The 20,047-nt window shown below is 69.5% G+C and carries 16 protein-coding genes; 10 read left to right on the top strand and 6 right to left on the bottom strand.

Annotation, left to right across the window (positions count from 1 at the left end; translation table 11 throughout):
• The first annotated feature begins 344 nt into the window (after positions 1-344).
• Positions 345-668, top strand: coding sequence for a WhiB family transcriptional regulator (locus tag AB0H78_RS11465; RefSeq protein WP_363234050.1), 324 nt, complete (start codon positions 345-347; stop codon positions 666-668).
• Between the two features lie 43 nt (positions 669-711).
• On the opposite strand, the gene AB0H78_RS11470 is transcribed toward AB0H78_RS11465, so the two are convergent.
• Positions 712-1,602, bottom strand: coding sequence for a LysR family transcriptional regulator (locus AB0H78_RS11470; RefSeq protein WP_363234051.1), 891 nt, complete (start codon positions 1,600-1,602; stop codon positions 712-714).
• An 85-nt stretch (positions 1,603-1,687) separates the two neighbouring features.
• On the opposite strand from AB0H78_RS11470, the gene AB0H78_RS11475 reads away from it, so the two are divergent.
• The 3 genes from AB0H78_RS11475 (at position 1,688) to AB0H78_RS11485 (ending at position 4,753) form a co-directional block, all read left to right on the top strand.
• Positions 1,688-2,356: an MOSC domain-containing protein gene (locus AB0H78_RS11475; protein WP_363234128.1), complete on the top strand. Its 669-nt coding sequence runs from the start codon at positions 1,688-1,690 to the stop codon at positions 2,354-2,356.
• A 92-nt stretch (positions 2,357-2,448) separates the two neighbouring features.
• Positions 2,449-3,969: a multicopper oxidase domain-containing protein gene (locus AB0H78_RS11480; RefSeq protein WP_363234052.1), complete on the top strand. Its 1,521-nt coding sequence runs from the start codon at positions 2,449-2,451 to the stop codon at positions 3,967-3,969.
• Positions 3,970-3,979: 10 nt separating this feature from the next.
• Complete coding sequence (locus AB0H78_RS11485) at positions 3,980-4,753, top strand: SDR family oxidoreductase (protein ID WP_363234053.1); 774 nt, start codon at positions 3,980-3,982, stop codon at positions 4,751-4,753.
• 25 nt (positions 4,754-4,778) lie between these two features.
• Here the strand turns inward: AB0H78_RS11485 and AB0H78_RS11490 are convergent, their stop codons facing one another.
• Positions 4,779-6,314, bottom strand: a complete 1,536-nt coding sequence (locus AB0H78_RS11490; protein ID WP_363234054.1) for a right-handed parallel beta-helix repeat-containing protein — start codon at positions 6,312-6,314, stop codon at positions 4,779-4,781.
• Between the two features lie 222 nt (positions 6,315-6,536).
• Here AB0H78_RS11490 and AB0H78_RS11495 point away from each other — a divergent pair, with 222 nt between their 5' ends.
• The 5 genes from AB0H78_RS11495 to AB0H78_RS11515 all read left to right on the top strand — a co-directional run bounded on the left by AB0H78_RS11495 (position 6,537) and on the right by AB0H78_RS11515 (position 11,876).
• Entirely contained in the window at positions 6,537-7,616 is a 1,080-nt protein-coding gene (locus AB0H78_RS11495) for a substrate-binding domain-containing protein (protein WP_363234055.1), read from the top strand.
• Between the two features lie 108 nt (positions 7,617-7,724).
• A complete protein-coding gene (locus AB0H78_RS11500; protein WP_363234056.1) occupies positions 7,725-9,056 on the top strand; it encodes a sugar ABC transporter substrate-binding protein in 1,332 nt (443 codons plus the stop codon).
• 5 nt (positions 9,057-9,061) lie between these two features.
• Positions 9,062-9,949 carry a sugar ABC transporter permease gene (locus tag AB0H78_RS11505; protein WP_363234057.1) on the top strand — a complete coding sequence of 296 codons (888 nt, stop codon included), beginning with the start codon at positions 9,062-9,064 and terminating at the stop codon, positions 9,947-9,949.
• Complete coding sequence (locus AB0H78_RS11510; RefSeq protein WP_363234058.1) at positions 9,946-10,812, top strand: carbohydrate ABC transporter permease; 867 nt, start codon at positions 9,946-9,948, stop codon at positions 10,810-10,812. The genes AB0H78_RS11505 and AB0H78_RS11510 overlap by 4 nt, the downstream gene beginning before the upstream one ends.
• Before the next feature lie 35 nt (positions 10,813-10,847).
• The gene (locus tag AB0H78_RS11515; protein WP_363234059.1) at positions 10,848-11,876 is read left to right on the top strand and encodes a hydroxyacid dehydrogenase; all 1,029 of its coding nucleotides are present in this window, start codon (positions 10,848-10,850) and stop codon (positions 11,874-11,876) included.
• Between the two features lie 59 nt (positions 11,877-11,935).
• Here the strand turns inward: AB0H78_RS11515 and groL are convergent, their stop codons facing one another.
• The 4 genes from groL to AB0H78_RS11535 form a co-directional block, all read right to left on the bottom strand.
• Positions 11,936-13,561: a chaperonin GroEL gene (gene groL / locus AB0H78_RS11520; RefSeq protein WP_363234060.1), complete on the bottom strand. Its 1,626-nt coding sequence runs from the start codon at positions 13,559-13,561 to the stop codon at positions 11,936-11,938.
• 112 nt (positions 13,562-13,673) lie between these two features.
• Positions 13,674-13,982, bottom strand: a complete 309-nt coding sequence (groES, locus tag AB0H78_RS11525; protein WP_266486653.1) for a co-chaperone GroES — start codon at positions 13,980-13,982, stop codon at positions 13,674-13,676.
• Positions 13,983-14,351: 369 nt separating this feature from the next.
• Positions 14,352-15,449, bottom strand: a complete 1,098-nt coding sequence (locus AB0H78_RS11530) for an endo-1,4-beta-xylanase (protein ID WP_363234061.1) — start codon at positions 15,447-15,449, stop codon at positions 14,352-14,354.
• Positions 15,450-15,526: 77 nt separating this feature from the next.
• Entirely contained in the window at positions 15,527-17,764 is a 2,238-nt protein-coding gene (locus AB0H78_RS11535; protein ID WP_363234062.1) for a glycoside hydrolase family 3 N-terminal domain-containing protein, read from the bottom strand.
• 276 nt (positions 17,765-18,040) lie between these two features.
• On the opposite strand from AB0H78_RS11535, the gene AB0H78_RS11540 reads away from it, so the two are divergent.
• Complete coding sequence (locus AB0H78_RS11540) at positions 18,041-19,210, top strand: methyltransferase domain-containing protein (RefSeq protein WP_363234063.1); 1,170 nt, start codon at positions 18,041-18,043, stop codon at positions 19,208-19,210.
• Positions 19,211-20,047 lie beyond the last annotated feature (837 nt).

Below are 20,047 nucleotides of genomic sequence, written 5' to 3' on the forward strand. Positions count from 1 at the left end.
GCGTCACCTTGAGCCTCCAGGCTGAATACAAATCGTCACCTGTGCGGTCGACACCCTCGGACACCTGCCCGAACGCTTGTTGTTTCAACCGCCACACCACACTCAACGACGGTCACTCGAAAGAGTTACGGGTCCGACGACCGCCTTCGGCACTCTACGTGAGTGAGCGATTGCGGAGGAGCGCATCACAACTCGTCCACATCCAGGATTGAGGTATGCCCTATTTGGCGGCTTTTCTTCCATTTTGCTGGTGTCTGTGACTAGATTCGCAATGAGTCATATTTACATCTACTTACACCGTAGATGTACCTCACGGATCTCAGCGGACCTCAAGGGGACAAGCAATGGCAGATTTTTCCCGCCTTCCCGGGCCCAACGCCGACCTCTGGGACTGGCAGCTCCTCGCGGCCTGCCGAGGGGTCGACAGCTCCCTCTTCTTCCACCCCGAGGGTGAACGGGGCGCTGCGCGCAGCGCCCGCGAGAACTCCGCGAAAGAGGTCTGCATGCGGTGCCCCGTACGGGCCGAGTGCGCCGCGCACGCCCTTCAGGTGCGCGAGCCGTACGGCGTATGGGGCGGCCTCACGGAGGACGAGCGCGAAGAGCTCATGGGCCGGGCAAGGAACCGGCTGATCTCGGCTGCGGGCACCACCGGCTCCGGCCGGGCCTGACGCCCGATTCGCGCAGAAACGTTCCTGCGACCCTCGGCGGGCCTCAGCGGGCGGCGGCCCGGCCGAGCTGGTCGAGGGTCGCCGCAACCGCGGGCACATGCGCCAGATCGGGCAGGGTGAGCGCGACGATCTCGCGCCGCACCGCGGGCTCCACGGTCACTGTGCGTGCACCTTTGGGGCGTACGGACTCGATCGCGAGCTCCGGCAGGACCGCGACGCCCAGGCCGGCGCCGACCAGGCCGATGACGGCCGGGTAGTCGTCGGTGGCGAAGTCGATACGGGGCTGGAAGCCGGCGCTCTCGCAGACCTCGACCAGCTGGCGGCGGCAGCGCGGGCAGCCCGCGATCCATGGTTCGCCGGCCAGGTCGGAGATGGTGACCGTGCCCGCATCGGCGAGCCGGTGCCCCTCGGGGACCAGGCCGACCAGGCGGTCGGTGAGCAGGGGCCGGACGATCAGGTCGTCCCATTCGGCGGTGGGCGTCCCGTAACGGAAGGCCAGCGCCACGTCGCAGTCGCCCTCACGGAGCATCTCCACCGAGCGCGGCGGCTCCGCCTCGACCAGGGAGACCCTGGTGCCGGGGTGGGCGGCGCGCAGTGCGGCCAGGGCGGTGGGGACCAGCGTGGAGCTGCCGCTGGGGAAGGAGACCAGGCGGACCCTGCCCGCGCGCAGGCCCGCGATCGCGGCGACCTCCTCCTCGGCTGCGGTGAGGCCCGCGAGGATGCCCGCCGCGTGGCGCACCAGGACTTCGCCGGCCTGGGTGAGGCGCATCTCGCGGCTCGTACGGATGAGGAGCGGGGTGCCCGTGGAGGCTTCGAGGGCCTTCATCTGCTGGCTGACGGCCGGCTGGGTGCAGCCCAGCTCGCGCGCGGCGGCGGAGAAGGACCCCGTGGCGGCGACGGCGCGCAGGACGCGGAGATGGCGGGCCTCGATCATGCTTCGAGCATAAGGGAATCTTGGGGCGGGCGGGAGAATATGCGTGGTGGCTTTGAGGGGGGCCGTCTAGCCTGCGCCTATGGCTATGGAACTTCTTTCTGTGAACGTGGGGCGGGCTGCCTCCGTCGACTACACCGATGCCGAGAGCGGCAGGAGCGGTGTCGACAAGCGTCCGGTGCAGGGGCCTGTGCGGGTCTTCTCCCCCGGGCCCAGCGGTGTGGGTGCGAGCGGGGTCGAGGGGGACGACGTCTGCGATCTGCGGTTCCACGGGGGTGACGACCGGGCCGCGTACGCCTTCGCGCGTGAGGACCTCGACGTCTGGGAGCGGGAGTTGGGGCGTCCGCTGCCTCCTGGTTCCTTCGCCGAGAACCTGACGACGTCCGGTGTGGAGGTGAGCGGTGCTCTGATCGGTGAGCGCTGGCGCGTCGGGCCCGATGTGGTCCTCGAGGTGACGGGCGGGCGGATTCCCTGCCGGACCTTCCAGGGGCACGTCGGGGAGAAGGGGTGGGTGCGCAGGTTCACGCAGGCGGGGGCGCCGGGGGCGCTGCTGCGGGTGATCGAGCCGGGCGAGCTGCGGGCGGGGGATGCGATCGAGGTCGTACACCGGCCGGACCACGACATCACGGTGGAGCTGCTGTTCCGGGCGGCGACCGTGGAGCGCGCGCTGCTGCCGCGCACGCTGGTGGCGGCTCAGTGGATGGAGTCGGGGTTCCTGGAGATCGCGCGGGAGTACACCGCCAAGTACGGGGCGTAGACGCGGGGTCAGGGGTGGGTCGGGGGCACGTCCGGGATCGGTCAGGGCTGTACCCGATGCCCGCTCAAGTGCTCTGCGGCAGTGTGGTCGACATGAAGAAGACCAGGGGGCGGAGCCGTTTCCGACGTGTGCTGATCGTGCTGGCCTCGGTGGTGGGAGTGCTCGCCGTCGTGGTCGGCGGCGGTTTCACCTGGCTGTGGACCGGGGCGGACATCAGCACGGTGGGGAAAGTGCGCTTCGACCACGAGATGAAGGTGCCTCCGCTGGCCGAGTCGACCGTGCGCAAGGACGGGACGCGGGTCTTCGATCTGCGGATGCAGGCCGGGGAGACGGAGTTCAAGGACGGCAAGAAGACACCGACCTGGGGATTCAACGGGAGTTACCTCGGGCCGACGCTGCGGGCCGCGCGCGGCGAGAAGGTCGAGGTGCGCGTGCGGAACTCGCTCGACGAGGCGTCGAGCGTGCACTGGCACGGGATGCATCTGCCCGCCGTGATGGACGGCGGGCCGCACCAGGCGGTGGCCCCGGGGGCGCGCTGGAATCCGTACTGGAAGATCGACCAGCCCGCCGCGACGCTCTGGTACCACCCGCATCCGCACGGGGAGACCGAGCAGCACGTGGCGCGCGGCCTGGCCGGGATGTTCCTGATCGACGATGCGAAGAGCGCGCAGCTCGCTCTGCCCAAGCGGTACGGGGTCGATGATCTGCCGGTCATCGTGCAGGACGTGAACTTCGACGGCGCCAAGCTCGACCATGGGCACCAGTTCCTGCGGAACGTGGGGTTCCTGGGCAAGCAGACGATGGTCAACGGAACGCTCGATCCGTACAAGGAGGTCGGCGACCGACTGGTGCGGCTGCGGCTGCTGAATGCGTCGACCGCGCGGATCTATACGTTCGGCTTCGACGACAGCCGGCAGTTCTCGCTGGTGGGGACCGACGGCGGGCTGCTCGAACAGCCGGCCGGGATGAAGCGGATCCAGCTGTCGCCCGGGGAGCGCGCCGAGATCGTGGTGGAGATGAAGGCCGGGGAGCGGACCGTGCTGCGGAGCTCTCCGTGGCAGGAGGGCGGCGCGTGGGAGAAGCGGTTCAACGGGGGCGACGACTCTTTTGACGTACTGCAGTTGAGGGCGGCGAAGACGCTGCGGGACTCGCCCGCGCTGCCGACGCGGCTGGTCGCCTCGGAGCTGCCCGCCGCGAAGGACGCGGTGCGCGGACGGTACTTCGAGCTGAAGCGGTCCGGGATCAACGGCAAGAAGATGGACATGGGGCGGGTCGACGAGACCGTCACGCGGGGGACCACCGAGGTGTGGACCCTGCACAACGGGGGCGACATGACCCACAACTTCCATGTCCACGATGTGCAGTTCAGGGTGCTGAGTGTCGACGGGAAGCCGCCGGAGGCCGCGCTGCGCGGGCCGAAGGACACCATCGCGATGCCGCTCGGGGCGACGGTGAAGATCGCCCTGCGGTTCGACGGGCCCGCCGATCCCGATCATCCGTACATGTTCCACTGCCATCTGCTGGACCATGAGGACCACGGGATGATGGGGCAGTTCGTGGTCGTGGAGAAGGGGCAGAAGGCGGGGGCGGTCGGCGGGCATACGGGGCACTAACGTTCCCCGTATGACGACTGCAATGATCACTGGTGCCACCGCGGGAATCGGGGCCGCCTTTGCGCGGCGGCTGGCCAAGGACGGGCACGACCTGGTGCTGGTGGCGCGGGATTCCTCGCGGCTGCAGGACGCCGCCACCGAACTCCACGACCGTCACGGGGTCGAGGTCGAGGTGCTGGCCGCCGACCTCTCCGAGGAGGGCGGGATCGCCTCCGTCGAGCGGCGGCTCGGCGACCGGCGGGCCCCCGTCGACCTGCTGGTCAACAATGCCGGGTTCGGCAACAAGGGGCGCTTCCTGGAAGTGTCGATGGCTGATGAGCTGACCATGCTGAAGGTGCACTGCGAGGCCGTGCTGCGACTCACCTCGGCGGCCGTCGCGGGGATGCGGGAGCGCGGGCGCGGTGGCGTGGTGAACGTCGCGTCCGTCGCCGCCTTTGTGCCGCGCGGGACCTACGGGGCGTCCAAGGCGTGGGTCGTGCAGTTCACGCAGGGCGTGGCCAGGGACCTGGTGGGGAGCGGGGTGCGGCTGATGGCGCTCTGCCCCGGCTTCGTACGGACCGAATTCCATGAGCGGGCCGGGATGGGCACGGACAACATCCCGGGATGGATGTGGCTGGACGCCGACAAGCTGGTGAATGCCGCGCTCGCCGATCTGGCGCGCGGCAAGTCGCTGTCCGTCCCCGACCCGCGCTACAAGGTTCTGATGGGTGCGGTGAAGCTGGCGCCTCGCGGCCTGCTCGGAGGGATCACCTCCAAGACAGGCCGCAAGTACGGGCCGCAGTAGGGGTGTCGCAGGAGGGGTGTCGGGGCTACTGCTCGATACCGCGGCCCGCGTATGCGCCGAGGTTGGGCGCGCCCGGCTTCAGCGGTTGGCCGAAGTAGTCCTTGCCGCCGTTGTTCTCGACGACGGCGCCCGCGGCGAGGGCGGGTGAGCCCGCGCCGAGCCTGAAGTCGCTGCGCAGCAGCGGGTCGGTGGTGATGCCGCCCGGATTGGGGCGGGTCATCGCGATGCCGTAGAAGGCGTTGTGGTCGAAGGCGAGGCCGGGGGTCGGGCTGGTGAAGCCGTAGCCGCCGGTGCCTTCGCTCACGAAGATGTTGTTGGTGATGTGCTGCTCGTGGACGGTGGCCGCGGGGTTGCTGTTGTCGTCCTGCACCAGGTTCTTGGGGATGACCTCCTTGTTGTAGAAGGTGTTGTTGTAGACCTGGGTGTTGAGGATGGGGCCCCAGCAGTTCTGCAGCAGGCGCTCGCCGTCGTTGCGGCTGACGTTGTAGCGGGCGACCGTGTCGACGGTCCTGGCGCCGCTGTACGGGCAGACCAGCAGGAAGCCGCCCTTGTTGTCGTGGCTGTAGTTGTACTGGAAGACCGTGCGCTGCGATGCGCCGTCGGCGTCGAAGGACATCCCGTCGTGGGTGTTGCCGCCGCCCGAGACCTCGTTGTACTCGACCGTCGTGTCATCGGTGTTGAAGGTCCAGATGCCCGCGTTGGCGGAGGGCGAGCGCAGCTGGAAGCCGTCGACCCTGTTGTGGTCGACGCGGGCGCCCGCGGTGGTGTCCAGCTTCATGCCGTCGCCGCCGATGGAGCGCAGAGTGTTGTGCGAGACGCGGACGTTCGTCGAGGGGGTCCAGGCGCCGGGGAAGGCGTTGGGGTCCTGCTGGTTGCCGACCAGGTCGCGCTTGGAGTACGTCGACTTGAAGTAGATGCCCTCGCGGTCGACGTTCTCGATGAGGTTGTGGTGGATGTTCAGGCCGTCGTAGTTGCTGGGTGCGGTCCTGCCCTCGACAGCGATGTGGATCGCGCTGGAGCCGGTGAGGGTCTTGAAGTCGCCGCCGCGCACGTCGTGGATGTAGAGGTGGTCGAGCTGGAAGCCGTGCGCCGTCCCGTAGTCGGTGAGGCGCAGGCGGATGGCGTTGCGCTCGGTGCCGGGGGCGGCGGCGTTGGTCAGCTCCAGGTTCGCGACGCGGTAGTGCTCGGTGTTGGCCAGGAGGATGACGTCGTGTGCGCCGGCGCCGTCGAGCACGGCGCGGGGTGCGGTGCGGCTGCCGTAGTCGGAGATCGTCACGGGGGCTTCGGCCGAGCCTGCTCCCTGGGGTGTGAGCGTGCCCGTACAGGTGGAGCCGCGGTGGAAGAGGAGCCGGTCGCCGGGGCCGAAGGTGTGGGCGTTCGCGTCGGCGAGTGCGGTCCAGGGGTGGCCGGGGGTTCCGTCGCCGGGGGTGGCGCGTGCGCAGTCGACGTAGAAGGTGCTGCCCTGGTGGCGCGGGGCGGCCTGGGCGGGGGCGGCGAGTGCGGTGGCCGCGAGGGTGGTGAGGGCGGCGGTCGCGAGGGCGGTGTGCGTACGGCGTCTCATGATTCCCCTGATTCGGCTCGGGGCATGCCCGCGTACGTGCGCGGCGTGGGCATGATGCTCCCCTGGAGGCGGACTTCGGCGTCGCCCGGAATCCTGAACCGTGGATTGATCGAACGTCAATGGCGAAGTAACGAATGATCGAAACTTTCGCCAATCGATCAAACTGCATTAGGGTCGGGACAGCCGAGCCACCACATCGCGATTTACAAGGGGACTGCCGCCGTGCGCGAGAGTGCTGCTGAACGTCACGACCGACTTCTGGCCCTGGTACGGGAGCGCGGCTCGGCCCGCGTCTCGGATCTCGCAGGCCAACTGGGGGTCTCACCCGTCACGGTTCGCCGTGACGTCGAGACGCTGGCCGAGCGCGGGCTGCTCGACCGGGTCCACGGGTCGGTCTCCTGGCCGGAGAACGGGCCGGCCGCCGGCGCGTCCGGCCCCGGCAACGGGCCGGTCATCGGGCTGATCGCCCCCTCGGCGACGTACTACTTCGCCGAGGTCATCCGCGGTGCGCACGAGGCCGCGGCCCGCGCCGGGGCCCGGCTCGTCCTGCGGATCTCCGACTACCGCCCCGAGGAGGACAAGGCGCGCGCCGAGGGGCTGCTCGCCGCCGGCGCCGACGGGCTGCTGATCGCCCCGGCCTGGCGGGGCGCCGATGACCAGGCCGCGTACGGCGACTGGATGGCCCGACTGCCGGTGCCCGCCGTGCTCCTGGAGCGCACGCCCGCGCCGGGCTCGCCCCTCGACGACCTGGACCGGGTCTGCTCGGACCACCGGCACGGAGTACTGCTGGCCGTACGCCACCTGGTCGGCCTGGGCCACGGGACCCCGCTGCTCGTCGCCCGCTCCGACAGCCCGACCGCCCTCGCGGTGCGGTCGGGGTACGAGGACGCGCTGGCCACGCTGGGGCTGAGCGATGCCCCGCCGATGATCGGGACCTCCGGCGCCGAGCACGATCCGGCCCGCTTCGAGGAGGCGATGGCGGAGGTGCACAAGGCGGTGGTCTCCGGCGGGGTCACGGCCGCGCTGGTGCACAACGACGTCGATGCGATCCATCTGGTCCAGCGCCTGGCCGAGCTGGGGGTGCGGGTTCCGGAGGATCTGGCCCTGATCGCGTACGACGACGAGGTGGCCGCCCTGGGCGACATCCCGCTCACCGCGGTCGCCCCGCCCAAGCGTCAAATCGGGCGCTACGCAACGGAGTTGCTGGTCAGCAGGCTCGGACCCCTGCAGGACGACGACGAGCCGGGACAGCATCTCGCGCTGCTCCCGAGGCTGCGTGTTCGGTCCTCGACCACTCGATAACTTTCTGATCTTTTTTCGATCAATCAATCTTTCGCTCTTGACTTCGGACATGGCTGGGCCAAGGATCTCGCCCAACGCCAATGTCGCCGCTAGTTCAGGAGCCTCGCTGTGAACCGCAGTTGGAGCAGAACAACTCTTTCCATAGCCGGTGCCGCCACCGCCCTCGCCGTCCTCACGGCCTGCGGCGGCAGCGGCGACGACTCCTCGGACGGCGGTGGCACGGGCACCGCCGCCAAACCCGTGAACATCACCTTCTGGGGCTGGGCCAAGGGCACCAAGGAGGTCGTGGACGCGTACAACGCCTCGCAGAAGAACATCCACGTCAACTTCGAGGAGACACCGTCCGGCAACGCCGGCGGCTACGCCAAGATCTCCAACGCGATCAAGGCGGGCAACGCTCCCGACCTGGTCTCCGTCGAGTACCCGCAGCTCCCCGAGTACGTCAGCCAGGGTGGCTTCCAGGACATCAGCACGTACCTGACGTCCGACATCAAGGCGAAGTTCCTGCCGCAGGCGATCGAGCAGACGACGCTCGGCGGCAAGAACTGGGCCGTCCCCTTCGACGCCGCACCGCAGGCCTTCTTCTACCGCAAGGACCTGTTCGCGAAGTACCACGTCGAAGTCCCCAAGACCTGGGACGAGTTCAAGGCCGCCGCCGGGAAGGTCAAGAAGGCCGACTCCAAGGCCCGTATCGGCACCTTCTTCCCCGACGACCCGACCACCTTCCAGGCCATGGTCTGGCAGGCCGGCGCCCAGTGGTTCAAGGCCGACGGCGACACCTGGAAGGTGAATACCACCGACGCCGCCACCACCAAGGTCGCCGACTACTGGCAGGGCCTGGTCAAGGACGGCCTGGTCCGCTCGGACGCCTCCTTCTCCCCCGCCTGGACCAACTCCCTGAAGACCGGCGGCACCATCGGCTACCTCGGCGCCTCCTGGGGAGGCGGCGTCATGAAGTCGACGCTGCCCGAGCAGAGCGGCAAGTGGGCGGTCGCCCCGATCCCCACCTGGGACGGAAAGCCCGCCAGCGGCATGCTCGGCGGCACCACCTTCGCCGTGCCGAAGAACAGCAAGAAGGCCGAGGCGGCCACCGCGTTCGCCAAGTGGATGACCACCACCGAGGACGGCATCAAGGCCCGTATCTCCTCCGGCACTTCGAGCGCCTTCCCGGCGGCGCTCGCCCTGCGCCCGGCGGCGAAGAAGGCCTTCGACACCGCCTTCTACGGCGGCCAGGACATCTACCAGGTCTTCGAGGACGGCGGCACCTCCATCCAGCAGGGCTGGACCTGGGGGCCTGCGACCGGCACCACCAACACCACGCTCAAGGACCAGTTCGGCAAGGTCGCCGGCGGTGGCGCCACCATCCCCGGTGCGATCAAGGCCGCCCATGAGGCGACCGTCGCGGAGCTCACCAAGCGCGGCCTGAAGGTCGAGGACTGACCCTGATGAAAGCCCGCACCCGCGCCGCCGCGACCCTGCTGACCCCGTTCTTCGTGCTGTTCACCGCGGTGATGCTGATCCCGATCGGATACGCGGTCTGGCTCAGCCTCTTCACCGAACAGCAGTCGGGGCTCGGCTTCGGCGGATCCGAGACCGTCTTCACCGGCCTCGGCAACTACACGGCGGCGCTGGGTGACCGGGTCTTCCGCGACGGCTTCCTCGTACTCCTCGGCTACTGCGTCTTCTACATCCCGCTGATGGTCGGCGGAGCCCTCGCGCTGGCCCTGCTGCTCGACTCGGCGCTCGCCCGCGCCAAGCGCTTCTTCCAGCTCGCGCTCTTCCTGCCGCACGCCGTGCCCGGCATCATCGCCGCGATGCTCTGGTTGTACCTCTACACGCCGGGGCTGAGCCCGGTGGTCTCGGCGATGCATTCCGGCGGCATCGGCTTCGACTTCTTCTCCCCCGGCGGCGCGCTGCCCTCCATCGTGAACATCGCGCTGTGGGAGTGGCTCGGCTACAACATGGTGATCTTCTACGCCGCCCTGCAGGCCATCGACCGCTCCGTGCTCGAAGCGGCCACCGTGGACGGGGCGGGCGGCTGGCGCACCGCGTTCAGCATCAAACTCCCGCTGATCCGCGCCTCGGTGCTGATGGTCGTGATGTTCACCTGCATCGGCTCGCTGCAGCTGTTCACGGAGCCTCTGATCATCAACACCGGCTCGGGGTCGGCCGTCACCTCCTCCTGGACGCCCAATATGTACGCCTACACCGCGGCCTTCTCCCGCAACGACTTCGGACTAGCCGCCGCAGCCTCCGTGCTCCTCGCACTCGCCGCCGCACTGCTGTCCTTCGTCGTCACCCGCCTCACCGGCCGGAAGGGCAGGACCGCATGAGCGCCTCCACCGACCCCACGTCCAGGAAGAACCCCTGGCTGTCGAAGGCAGCGGTCAACGGAGCCCTGCTCCTAGCCGTCCTCTACATGCTCTTCCCCCTCGTCTGGCTGGTCACCGCAGCCACCAAGGACACCGGATCCCTCCTCGGCGGCGACACGTTCTCCTTCAAGGGCTTCGACCTCGGCCAGAACCTCTCCGACATCGCCTCCTACGGAGACGGCGTCTACTTCCGCTGGTACGGAAACAGCCTGCTGTACGCGGGAGTCGGCGCCGCCGTCTGCTCCCTCATCTGTGTCGCCGCCGGCTACGCCTTCGACAAGTACGAGTTCCGCGGCAAGGAAAAGCTCTTCGGCCTGGTCCTGCTGGGCGTCCTGGTCCCCACCACCGCGCTGGCCCTCCCCATGTACCTGCTGGCCAGCAAGATAGGCATCGTCAACACCTACTGGTCGGTGCTGATCCCGGTCCTGGTCAACCCCTTCGGCGTCTACCTCTCCCGGGTCTTCGCCTCCGGCTATATCCCCAACGAGGCGCTCGAAGCCGCCCGTATCGACGGAGCGGGCGAGCTGCGCACCTTCTTCTCCATCGGTCTGCCCATGATGATGCCGGGCTTCGTGACCGTCTTCCTCTTCCAGTTCACCGCGATCTGGAACAACTTCTTCCTCCCCCTGGTGATGCTCTCGGACCGTAAGCTCTTCCCGCTGAGCCTGGGTCTGTACTCCTGGAACACCAACACCCACAGCGAGCCCAGCTTCTACCCGCTCGTCGTCACCGGGTCCCTCCTCGCCGTCATCCCCCTCATCGTCGCGTTCGTCTCCCTGCAGCGGCACTGGAAGGCCGGACTGACCGCCGGCAGCGTCAAGTAGCAGCAGCAAGAGCCCCAAGGGAGCCACTCACCACCATGCACCCCGCCACTGACAATCGCCCCTCGCTCCTGCTCGCGATGGGCCCGGGCATCGCCGAGCGCCTGCTGGAGCCGCGCCACCACACCAGGCTCGCGGCCCTCACCCGTACGGACACGACGCTCGTGGCCCACGACCTGGCGCACCCCACCCCACGGATCGCGGCAGCCCTCGCGGAGGCGGAAGTCCTCTTCACCTGCTGGGGCGCCACGCCCCTCACTCCTCAAGTCCTCGCCGCCGCACCGCGGTTGAAGGCGGTCGTGCACGCGGCGGGCTCGGTCAAGCACCACATCACCGAAGCCTGCTGGGAGCGCGGCCTGAGCGTCTCGTCGGCGGCCGGCGCCAACGCCCTCCCGGTGGCCGAGTACACGCTCGCCACGATCCTTCTCGCGGGCAAACGCGTCCTGCACTCCGCGCACGTCTACCGGGAAACCCGCGGCGGCCACGACTGGCACCAGGAGATGGGCGGCGCGGGCAATTACCTCCGTACGGTGGGAATCGTCGGCGCCTCCCGCATAGGCCGCCGCGTCATCGAGCTCCTGGCCCCCTTCGACCTCCGGGTCCTGCTCTACGACCCGTACGTCACGCCCGCCGAAGCGGCCCGCCTGGGCGCGGAGTCGGTCACCCTGGACGCACTCTGCACGCGCAGCGACGTCGTCTCGGTCCACGCCCCCCAGCTCCCCGCGACCCACCACATGATCGGCAGCCGCCAACTGGCGCTGATGCGCGCAGGAGCGACGCTGATCAACACGGCACGCGGCTCGCTGATCGACGAGCCGGCACTCCTGCAGGAGCTGGTCACGGGCCGCCTGCACGCCGTACTGGACGTGACGGACCCCGAACTCCCGTCCCCCGCTTCCCCGTTGTACGACCTCCCGAACGTCCTGCTCACCCCGCACGTGGCGGGTTCGCTCGGCAACGAGCTGTACCGCATGACGGACCAGGCGCTGGACGAACTGGAGCGGTACGCATCCGGGCGCCCCTTCGCGGACCCGGTGCACCCGTCGGCCCTGAGCCACTCCGCCTAGGAACGCCGAAGCCCGGCACCCCAGAAGGGGTGCCGGGCTTCGGTGCGTGCTTACTGACCTCAGTGCGAGTGGCCGTGGCCGCCGTGACCGGCGTCGCCCTCGTCCTCGGCCGGCTTCTCGACGACCAGGGTCTCGGTCGTGAGCAGCAGGGAGGCGATGGAGGCGGCGTTCTCCAGCGCGGAGCGCGTGACCTTGACCGGGTCGATGACGCCGGCCTTCACCAGGTCGCCGTACTCGCCGGTGGCGGCGTTGAAGCCCTGGCCCGCCTCGAGCTCGGCGACCTTCGAGGTGATGACGTAACCCTCGAGGCCGGCGTTCTCGGCGATCCAGCGCAGCGGCTCGACAGCGGCGCGGCGGACGACCGCGACACCCGTGGCCTCGTCGCCGGTCTTGCCGAGGTTGCCCTCGAGGACCTTGACGGCGTGGACGAGCGCGGAGCCACCACCGGAGACGATGCCCTCCTCGACCGCGGCGCGGGTCGCGGAGATGGCGTCCTCCAGACGGTGCTTCTTCTCCTTGAGCTCGACCTCGGTCGCGGCGCCGACCTTGATCACGCAGACACCGCCGGCGAGCTTCGCCAGGCGCTCCTGCAGCTTCTCGCGGTCCCAGTCCGAGTCCGTGGACTCGATCTCGGCCTTGATCTGGTTGACGCGGCCGACGACCTCGTCGGACTTGCCGCCACCGTCGACGATGACCGTGTCGTCCTTGGTGATCGTGACGCGACGGGCGGTGCCCAGCACGTCCAGACCGGCCTGGTCGAGCTTGAGGCCGACCTCCTCGGCGATGACCGTGGCACCGGTGAGGGTGGCCATGTCGCCGAGCATCGCCTTGCGGCGGTCGCCGAAGCCGGGGGCCTTGACGGCCACGGCGTTGAACGTGCCGCGGATCTTGTTGACGACGAGGGTGGAGAGCGCCTCGCCCTCGATGTCCTCGGCGATGATCAGCAGCGGCTTGGAGCCGCCGGCCGCGATGACCTTCTCCAGGAGCGGGAGCATGTCCTGGATGGAGGAGATCTTGCCCTGGTTGATCAGGATGTACGGGTCCTCGAGGACGGCCTCCATACGCTCCTGGTCGGTGACCATGTACGGCGAGAGGTAGCCCTTGTCGAAGGCCATGCCCTCGGTGAAGTCCAGCTCCAGGCCGAAGGTGTTGGACTCCTCGACGGTGATGACACCGTCCTTGCCGACCTTGTCCATCGCCTCGGCGATGAGCTCGCCGACCTGCTTGTCCTGCGCGGAGAGCGCGGCGACAGCGGCGATGTCCGACTTGTCCTCGATCGGGCGGGCGGTCGCGAGCAGCTGCTCGGACACGGCCTTGACCGCGGCGTCGATGCCCTTCTTCAGGGAGGCCGGGGAAGCGCCCGCGGCGACGTTGCGCAGACCCTCACGGACCAGCGCCTGGGCCAGCACGGTGGCGGTGGTCGTACCGTCACCCGCGATGTCGTTGGTCTTGGTCGCCACCTCCTTCACGAGCTGGGCGCCAAGGTTCTCGTACGGGTCGTCGAGCTCGACCTCACGCGCGATGGTGACGCCGTCGTTGGTGATGGTCGGGGCGCCGAACTTCTTGTCGATGACGACGTTGCGGCCCTTGGGGCCGATCGTCACCTTGACCGTGTCGGCAAGCTTGTTGACGCCGCGCTCGAGGGCGCGACGGGCGTCCTCGTCGAACTTCAGGATCTTCGCCATGGAGCTGAGTCAGTCCTCTCGAAAAAAAGAACTGCGCCCCTGCCGCCCGGCACGCGGTGAATTTCACAGCTAGCTGGGGCCAGGGGCGCAGATCAAAAAATGCGGAAGTGAATTACTTCTCGACGATCGCGAGCACGTCGCGAGCCGAGAGGACGAGGTACTCCTCGCCGTTGTACTTCACCTCGGTGCCGCCGTACTTGCTGTACAGCACGACGTCGCCGGTCTTGACGTCGAGCGGAAGGCGCTCGCCGTTCTCGAAGCGGCCCGGGCCCACGGCCAGGACGACGCCCTCCTGGGGCTTCTCCTTGGCGGTGTCCGGGATGACCAGGCCAGAGGCCGTGGTCTGCTCGGCGTCGAGCGGCTGGACCACAATGCGGTCCTCGAGCGGCTTGATGGCAACCTTGGAACTGGCGGTCGTCACGATCCGGTCTCCCCCTTCGGAGATCTACGGGGTTAACAGTCTGGGGTGGCGACCAGGTGGATCCGTCGTCGCGGGTGCCGGATCTGACCAATCGCACTGTTGGCACTCTCCAGTGGGGAGTGCCAGGTCCGAGACTAGGACGACGGTTAGCACTCGGTCAAGCGGAGTGCCAATCCTGCCCGGGGGGTCGGGGTGGATGTCCGGCCAGGAGGCAGCCCCCGGAGGGGCTGGGCTCCCTTTGTCCTCAATCGCCGGACGGGCTTGATTTTGGCGGGCACGGGCTTGGATTTTGGCGGGCGCGGGCTTGGATTTGGGTCGGCTCGGGCTTGATTTCGGGGCGGGCCGGCTTGGGGTTCGCGGGGCTGGGGATCAGTGGGCCTGCTGGAGCGCAGCTCGTATCGCCGCGTAGGCCGGCTTGTGGTGGAGGTTCTCGTCCCAGGGGAGGGCCGCTCCCTCGCCCGGGAAGACCGCCGGGATCCAGGAGTGGGCGTCGGAGTAGCCCCACACCGTGATGCCGACGCAGCGGCGTACCGCCAGACAGGCCTCGGTCACCTGCCGGTACCAGTCGGCCTGCTCCGCGAGCTTGGCCGCGTCGGCCGGCAGGATCATGCGGATGTCGAGCTCGGTGATGGCGACGTCGACGCCCAGGTCGGCGAAGCGCCTGACGTTCTGCGGCATCCGGTCCGGGAAGCCGTACTGCAGGGCGAGATGGGCCTGCATGCCGAAGCCGTCGATCGGGACACGGTCCGCCCTGAGCTGCTTGATGAGCTGGTAGTACGCGTCCGACTTGGGGCCGATCGCCTCGACGTTGTAGTCGTTCAGGTAGAGCTTGACCTTGGGGTCGGCGGCGTGGGCCCAGCGCAGGGCGTCGGCGACATAGCCCGGGCCGATCGTCTTGTAGAAGATGTTCTCCCGGTACGTGCCGTCCTCGTTCATGATCTCGTTGGCGACGTCCCAGGCGAAGACCTTGCCCTTGTAGTGCTTCACCTCGTTCGTGATGTGGTTCTTGAGGATCGAGCGCAGTTCGTCCGCCGTCCAGGTGCCCGAGGTGAGCCAGTCCGGCAGCTGGCTGTGCCACAGCAGCGTGTGGCCGCGGACCTTGAGACCGTTGGCGCGGGCGAAGTCGACGATCTCGTCGCCCGCGGTGAAGTCGAAGACGCCGCGCTGCGGTTCGGTGGCGTACCACTTCATGCCGTTGCCGGGGGTGGTGGCGTTGAATTCCCTGCCGAGCAGGTCGGCGTACGCGGTGTCGGCGAGCTCCGGGTTGTCGACGGCGGCGCCGAAGTAGCGGCCGCTCTTCTTGGCCAGCTTGCCCAGCGTCTCGGTGGGCCGGGCCTGGTCCGTCTTGCCTGTCTCGTCCGCCGTGCCCGCATGGGCGGCGGGGGTGGCGGCGAGGCCGAGCAGCAGGGCCGCCGATACGGCGGCTCCGGCGGCTCTGATACGGGTACGGCGTGCGGGTGTGCGCATGATGCGTCTCCTCATCTCAGGTGCGGGGACGTGCGGTTGACCTTGCGCGGTGCTGCCCTCTGCTGCGAGCTGCGCGTCTACTTGACCCGCATCTCGCACCGCATCCGGCGCTCATGCCCGACCTCGCGCACCGGCCCCGTCAGGGTGAGCGGCACGGTGTGGTGGACCTGGGCGCTGGAGGCGGCGATGCGCAGTTCGAGGGCTCCGGGCTCGACGACGCGACGGCCGTCGGCCCCGGTGTAGGCGGCGAGGTCTGCCGGGAAGGTGGCATGGACCTCGGCGGAGGCACCCGCGTCCAGCGGGACGCGGGCGTAGCCGATGAGACGGATCTCGGGGCGTGCGACGGTGCCGGCGGGGTCGTGGAGGTAGAGCTGCACGACTTCGGTGCCGGCGCGGTCGCCGGTGTTGCGGACGGTGAACAGCAGCGCGGTCTCGCCGTCCGTGGGGAATGCGGGGGTCTCGCACCGGGGGGCGTCCCAGGCGAACGTCGTGTACGACAGGCCGTGCCCGAACGGGTAGAGGGCGGTGGGGTCGACGTTGCTGGCGCCTCCGTGGCGGCCGAGCGGCGGGGCGAGGTACGGGGCGGGCTGACCGCCGGGGGTGCGCGGCACTCCGACCGGGAGCCGTCCTGACGGATCGACGCGCCCGGAGAGGACACCGGCGACCGCGCCCCCGCCTTCCTGCCCGGGGAAGAAGGCCTGGACGACGGCGGCGGCCCGTCCGGCCCAGCGGCCCAGTGCGTACGGGCGTCCGCTGAGGACGACGATGACAACGGGGACTCCGCAGGCCAGTGCCGCGTCCAGCACCTCCCCCTGCCCGTAGGGCAGTTCGAGGTCCTCCGCGTCGCAGCCCTCGCCGGACGAACCCCGCCCGAACAGCCCCGAACGGTCCCCGACGACGGCCAGGACGACATCGGCGCCCGCCGCGTCGGCCATGAACTCGGCACCGGGAAGTTCCGCCCGCAGCGCCTCGGCAAGCGTCAACACCTCGACACCCGCGGGGAGTTCGGGATGGTTCACGCCGACGTGACGCGGGAAGGTGTAGCAGCCGAGCATGGCGGCCTGCTCACCGGCGAGCCCTCCGACGACCGCGATCCGTGCTCCTGGCGGCAGCGGCAGCACGCCGGATCCGTTGGCGAGCAGCACGACCGACTCCTGCGCCACCGCCTCGGCCAGCTCCCGCAGGTGCGGTGGGTTCAGGTCGATCGGGGCGTCGTCGCCGGCCGCCGGTTCCCCGTCGGGGTCGAGCAGCCCCAGCTCGCACTTCTGCGTGAGGACGCGCAGGGCCGCGCGATCGAGCAGCTCCTCCGGCAGGCGGCCGGTGAGGGAGAAGCAGCGTGCGGCGGGAAGTTCGACGTCGACGCCTGCCGCGAGCGCGAGCCGGCCGGCCGCTTCCGGTGATTCGGCGACGCGGTGGGCGGACTCCAGGAAGGAGAGGCCGAAGTAGTCGGAGACGACCGTCCCCGTGAACTGCCATTGTTCGCGCAGGACTTGGGTGAGCAGTTCGGTGTGCGCGTGGGCGGGCAGACCGTCGATGTCGTTGTACGCCGCCATCACGGAGCGGGCGCCGCCCTCGCGCAGTGCCATCTCGAACGGCGGAAGGATCACGTCCGCCAGTTCGCGCCGCCCGAGCGGGGCCGGTGCGTGGTTGCGGGCGCCGCGCGAGGCCGAGTACCCGGCGAAGTGCTTCAGCGTGGCGATGATCCCGGCGGCCTCGAGCCCGCGTACGTACGCCGTGCCGATGGTGCCCACCAGGTACGGATCCTCGCCGATCGACTCCTCCGTCCGCCCCCACCGGGGATCCCTGACGACGTCCAGGACCGGGGCGAGCCCCTGGTGGATGCCGACCGCGCGCATCGATGCGCCGATCGCCTGCGCCATCTCGGTGATCAGCGCCGGATCGAAGGTGGCGCCCCAGGCGAGCGGGGTCGGAAAGACGGTGGCCTGCCAGGCGGTGAAGCCGGTCAGGCACTCCTCGTGGGCGAGCGCGGGAAGGGCGAAGCGGTTGCCGGCGCGGATCTCGCGCTGGAGGTCCGCGAGACGGGCCGCGCCTTCGGCGGGCTCCACGGGCACCGTGCCGAAGGGGCGGGTGAGCTGGCCCAGGCCGTAGGGCAGCAGTGCGTCGAGCTCGGCGCTATGTGCCGCGTACGCGTGCTGACCCGGCGCGACGGCTACGGCGGCGTCATCACCTTCGGTCTCGGCTCCCAGCCAGACGCTGGACAACTGCGCGGTCTTCTCCTCGTTCGTCATCCGGGCGAGCAGGTCCGCCGCCCGGACCTGGGCGGGCAGGGTGGCGTCCTGCCATGGCTTCACCATGAATCTCCTCACGGGCTGTACGCGCATTCGTAGACCGGATCGACACGCCTTCCGGAAGTTCTCCGAAAACTATCGGCAGACGGCCACGGAAGTTACGGAAACAAGGCGATGGTGTCAACGGCCCTGACAGAAAAGGCTGTTGGTGGGGAAGGGTTGGCAGCTCGACTACCGGAAGTGCCATGAAAGTTCTCGCTCACGCCTGTGCGAGAGCCACGCCCCCAGGCCCGCGCAGCGGCCACCGCAGGCCCGCCCCCCGTCCTGGCGGACAATGGGACGGTGACCGACCCCGACACCTTCTCCGCACTGCTCACCACCGAAGGCCGCGCCCTCCTGGCCGACCTCAAGGCGTACGACCCCGCCCAGGAGCTCGCCCACGCGACCCGCCTGCGCCGCACCCACGCCCCGGCCCTCGTCTCCGCCGCCCTCGCGCAGGCACGACTCCGCCAGCGGGCAGTGCCCAAGTTCGGCGAAGCGGACGCGTACCGGATGTTCTTCACGCCCAACGGGGTCGAGCAGGCCACCCGCACCACCGTCGCCGAGTACCGCGCCCGCCGCCTCGCCGCCCAAGGCGTACGCAGCGTCGCCGACCTCTGCTGCGGCATCGGCGGCGACGCGATCGCGCTCGCCAGGGCCGGCATCAAGGTCCTCGCGGTGGACCGCGACCCCGTCACCGCCCAGGTCACCCGGGCCAACGCGGACGCCCTGGACCTCGCCGACCTCATCGAGGTCGTCTGCGCGGACGTCACGGAGATCGACACGGCCCCCTACGACGCCGTCTTCGTCGACCCCGCCCGCCGCGGCGGCCGCGGGCGCATCTTCGACCCCGAGGCGTACTCGCCCCCGCTCTCCTGGGCCACCGCGGCCGCCCGGAGCGCCCCCAGGGCCGCCCTCAAGATCGCGCCCGGCATCCCGCACGAGATGATCCCGCCCGAGGCGGAAGCGGAGTGGATCTCCGACAGCGGAGACGTCAAGGAAGCGGTCCTCTGGTACGCCACGACCCCCGGCCTCCGCCGCGCCACCCTGCTCCCCTCCGGAGCCACCCTCACGGGCCGCGGCCTGCCGAATCCCCCCGTACGCAAACTCGGCCGCTACCTCTACGAACCCGACGGCGCGGTCATCCGCGCCCACCTGGTCGCCGAAGCGGCGGCCGACCTCGACGGCGGCCTGATCGACGAGACGATCGCCTACATCACCGCCGACGAACTCCGCGCGACCCCCTATGCCACGGCGTACGAGATCACCGACGAACTCCCCTTCGGCATGAAGAAGTTGAAGGCGCTCCTCCGCGAGCGCGAGGTGGGCAACCTCACCGTCAAGAAGCGCGGATCCGCGGTCGAGCCGGAGGAGGTGCGCCGCAAGGTGAAGCCCCAGGGCAGGAACGCGGCCACGGTCTTCCTGACCCGGGTGGCCGGCGCCCCCACCATGCTGATCGGGAAGCCGGCCTGATCAGACCGGGTCTGCACAGGCGGGGTGGGTGGTGGGCTTCGGGTGGGTGGGCGGTGGCGGAGCGTTTCGCGCCCTCCGGGCACACTGAAGCAGCTACGACGAACAGGTGGGGGGCGTGCGCCGGTGGGTGCGCTGCGCGCGGTGGCGGGTTGTGTGGTTGTTGGTGTGAGTGATGTACGACGCTGCGCGTCGTAGGCCGAGCCCTTGGGGGCTCGTCCGGCTGGCTGCTGCCGCGTGGTGGTTGCGGTTTCGTGGTGACCGCGCTGCTCCTGCGGACCGGATGAGCTGAAGGGTTCGGCTGCGGGGCACTTCGGCGGGGCGGTTGGCGTCACAGCACCCAAGGTGGAGCTCCGCTCCCCGCGCCGGGGCGAAGGTCGCACGACTTGAATGGGGCAGTGGCTCCCGGTTCGGCGTCAAGGGGCCGTCGCTGGGCGGGACTTCATGCCCCGCTGGTCGCTGTTTGGGGTGGGCAGAAGCGGTGGGGTGCCCCTTAGGTGACCCACTTGAGCCTTCAACCATCCCGTTCCCGGGGTGCGGGGCTGTGACCTGCGACGATGCCTGTGTGTCTGGTGCTCGTCGGGCGTGGGGTGGGTGTGTGTTCAGTTAGGGGCACGAATCGCACGCTGCGAGGTTCGGTCCGCCGTCCCGCACCCGCCGGGCAGACCCGCACCACGTGCTCAGCGGGTGCGGTCGTTCGTTCACACCCGGTGCGGGTCGCGGACCGGGCCACCGGCCGTGCTCCGAATGGCCGCCGTGCCACCCCGGGCCGAGGGGGCCCCAGGTGCCCTGCTATCTCTGCGGCCAGGACCCTCTGCCGACCGATAACCCGCCAAGTTT

The sequence above is a fragment of the Streptomyces sp. NPDC050738 genome (assembly GCF_040654175.1).
Lineage (GTDB): Bacteria > Actinomycetota > Actinomycetes > Streptomycetales > Streptomycetaceae > Streptomyces.

What these genes read in the sequence shown, in the direction of transcription:
- AB0H78_RS11465 (WP_363234050.1), top strand. Translation starts at nt 345, where the DNA reads ATGGCAGATTTTTCCCGCCTTCCCGGGCCCAACGCCGACCTCTGGGAC.
- AB0H78_RS11470 (WP_363234051.1), bottom strand. Translation starts at nt 1,602, where the DNA reads ATGATCGAGGCCCGCCATCTCCGCGTCCTGCGCGCCGTCGCCGCCACG.
- AB0H78_RS11475 (WP_363234128.1), top strand. Translation starts at nt 1,688, where the DNA reads ATGGAACTTCTTTCTGTGAACGTGGGGCGGGCTGCCTCCGTCGACTAC.
- AB0H78_RS11480 (WP_363234052.1), top strand. Translation starts at nt 2,449, where the DNA reads ATGAAGAAGACCAGGGGGCGGAGCCGTTTCCGACGTGTGCTGATCGTG.
- AB0H78_RS11485 (WP_363234053.1), top strand. Translation starts at nt 3,980, where the DNA reads ATGACGACTGCAATGATCACTGGTGCCACCGCGGGAATCGGGGCCGCC.
- AB0H78_RS11490 (WP_363234054.1), bottom strand. Translation starts at nt 6,314, where the DNA reads ATGAGACGCCGTACGCACACCGCCCTCGCGACCGCCGCCCTCACCACC.
- AB0H78_RS11505 (WP_363234057.1), top strand. Translation starts at nt 9,062, where the DNA reads ATGAAAGCCCGCACCCGCGCCGCCGCGACCCTGCTGACCCCGTTCTTC.
- AB0H78_RS11510 (WP_363234058.1), top strand. Translation starts at nt 9,946, where the DNA reads ATGAGCGCCTCCACCGACCCCACGTCCAGGAAGAACCCCTGGCTGTCG.
- AB0H78_RS11515 (WP_363234059.1), top strand. Translation starts at nt 10,848, where the DNA reads ATGCACCCCGCCACTGACAATCGCCCCTCGCTCCTGCTCGCGATGGGC.
- groL (WP_363234060.1), bottom strand. Translation starts at nt 13,561, where the DNA reads ATGGCGAAGATCCTGAAGTTCGACGAGGACGCCCGTCGCGCCCTCGAG.
- AB0H78_RS11530 (WP_363234061.1), bottom strand. Translation starts at nt 15,449, where the DNA reads ATGCGCACACCCGCACGCCGTACCCGTATCAGAGCCGCCGGAGCCGCC.
- AB0H78_RS11535 (WP_363234062.1), bottom strand. Translation starts at nt 17,764, where the DNA reads ATGGTGAAGCCATGGCAGGACGCCACCCTGCCCGCCCAGGTCCGGGCG.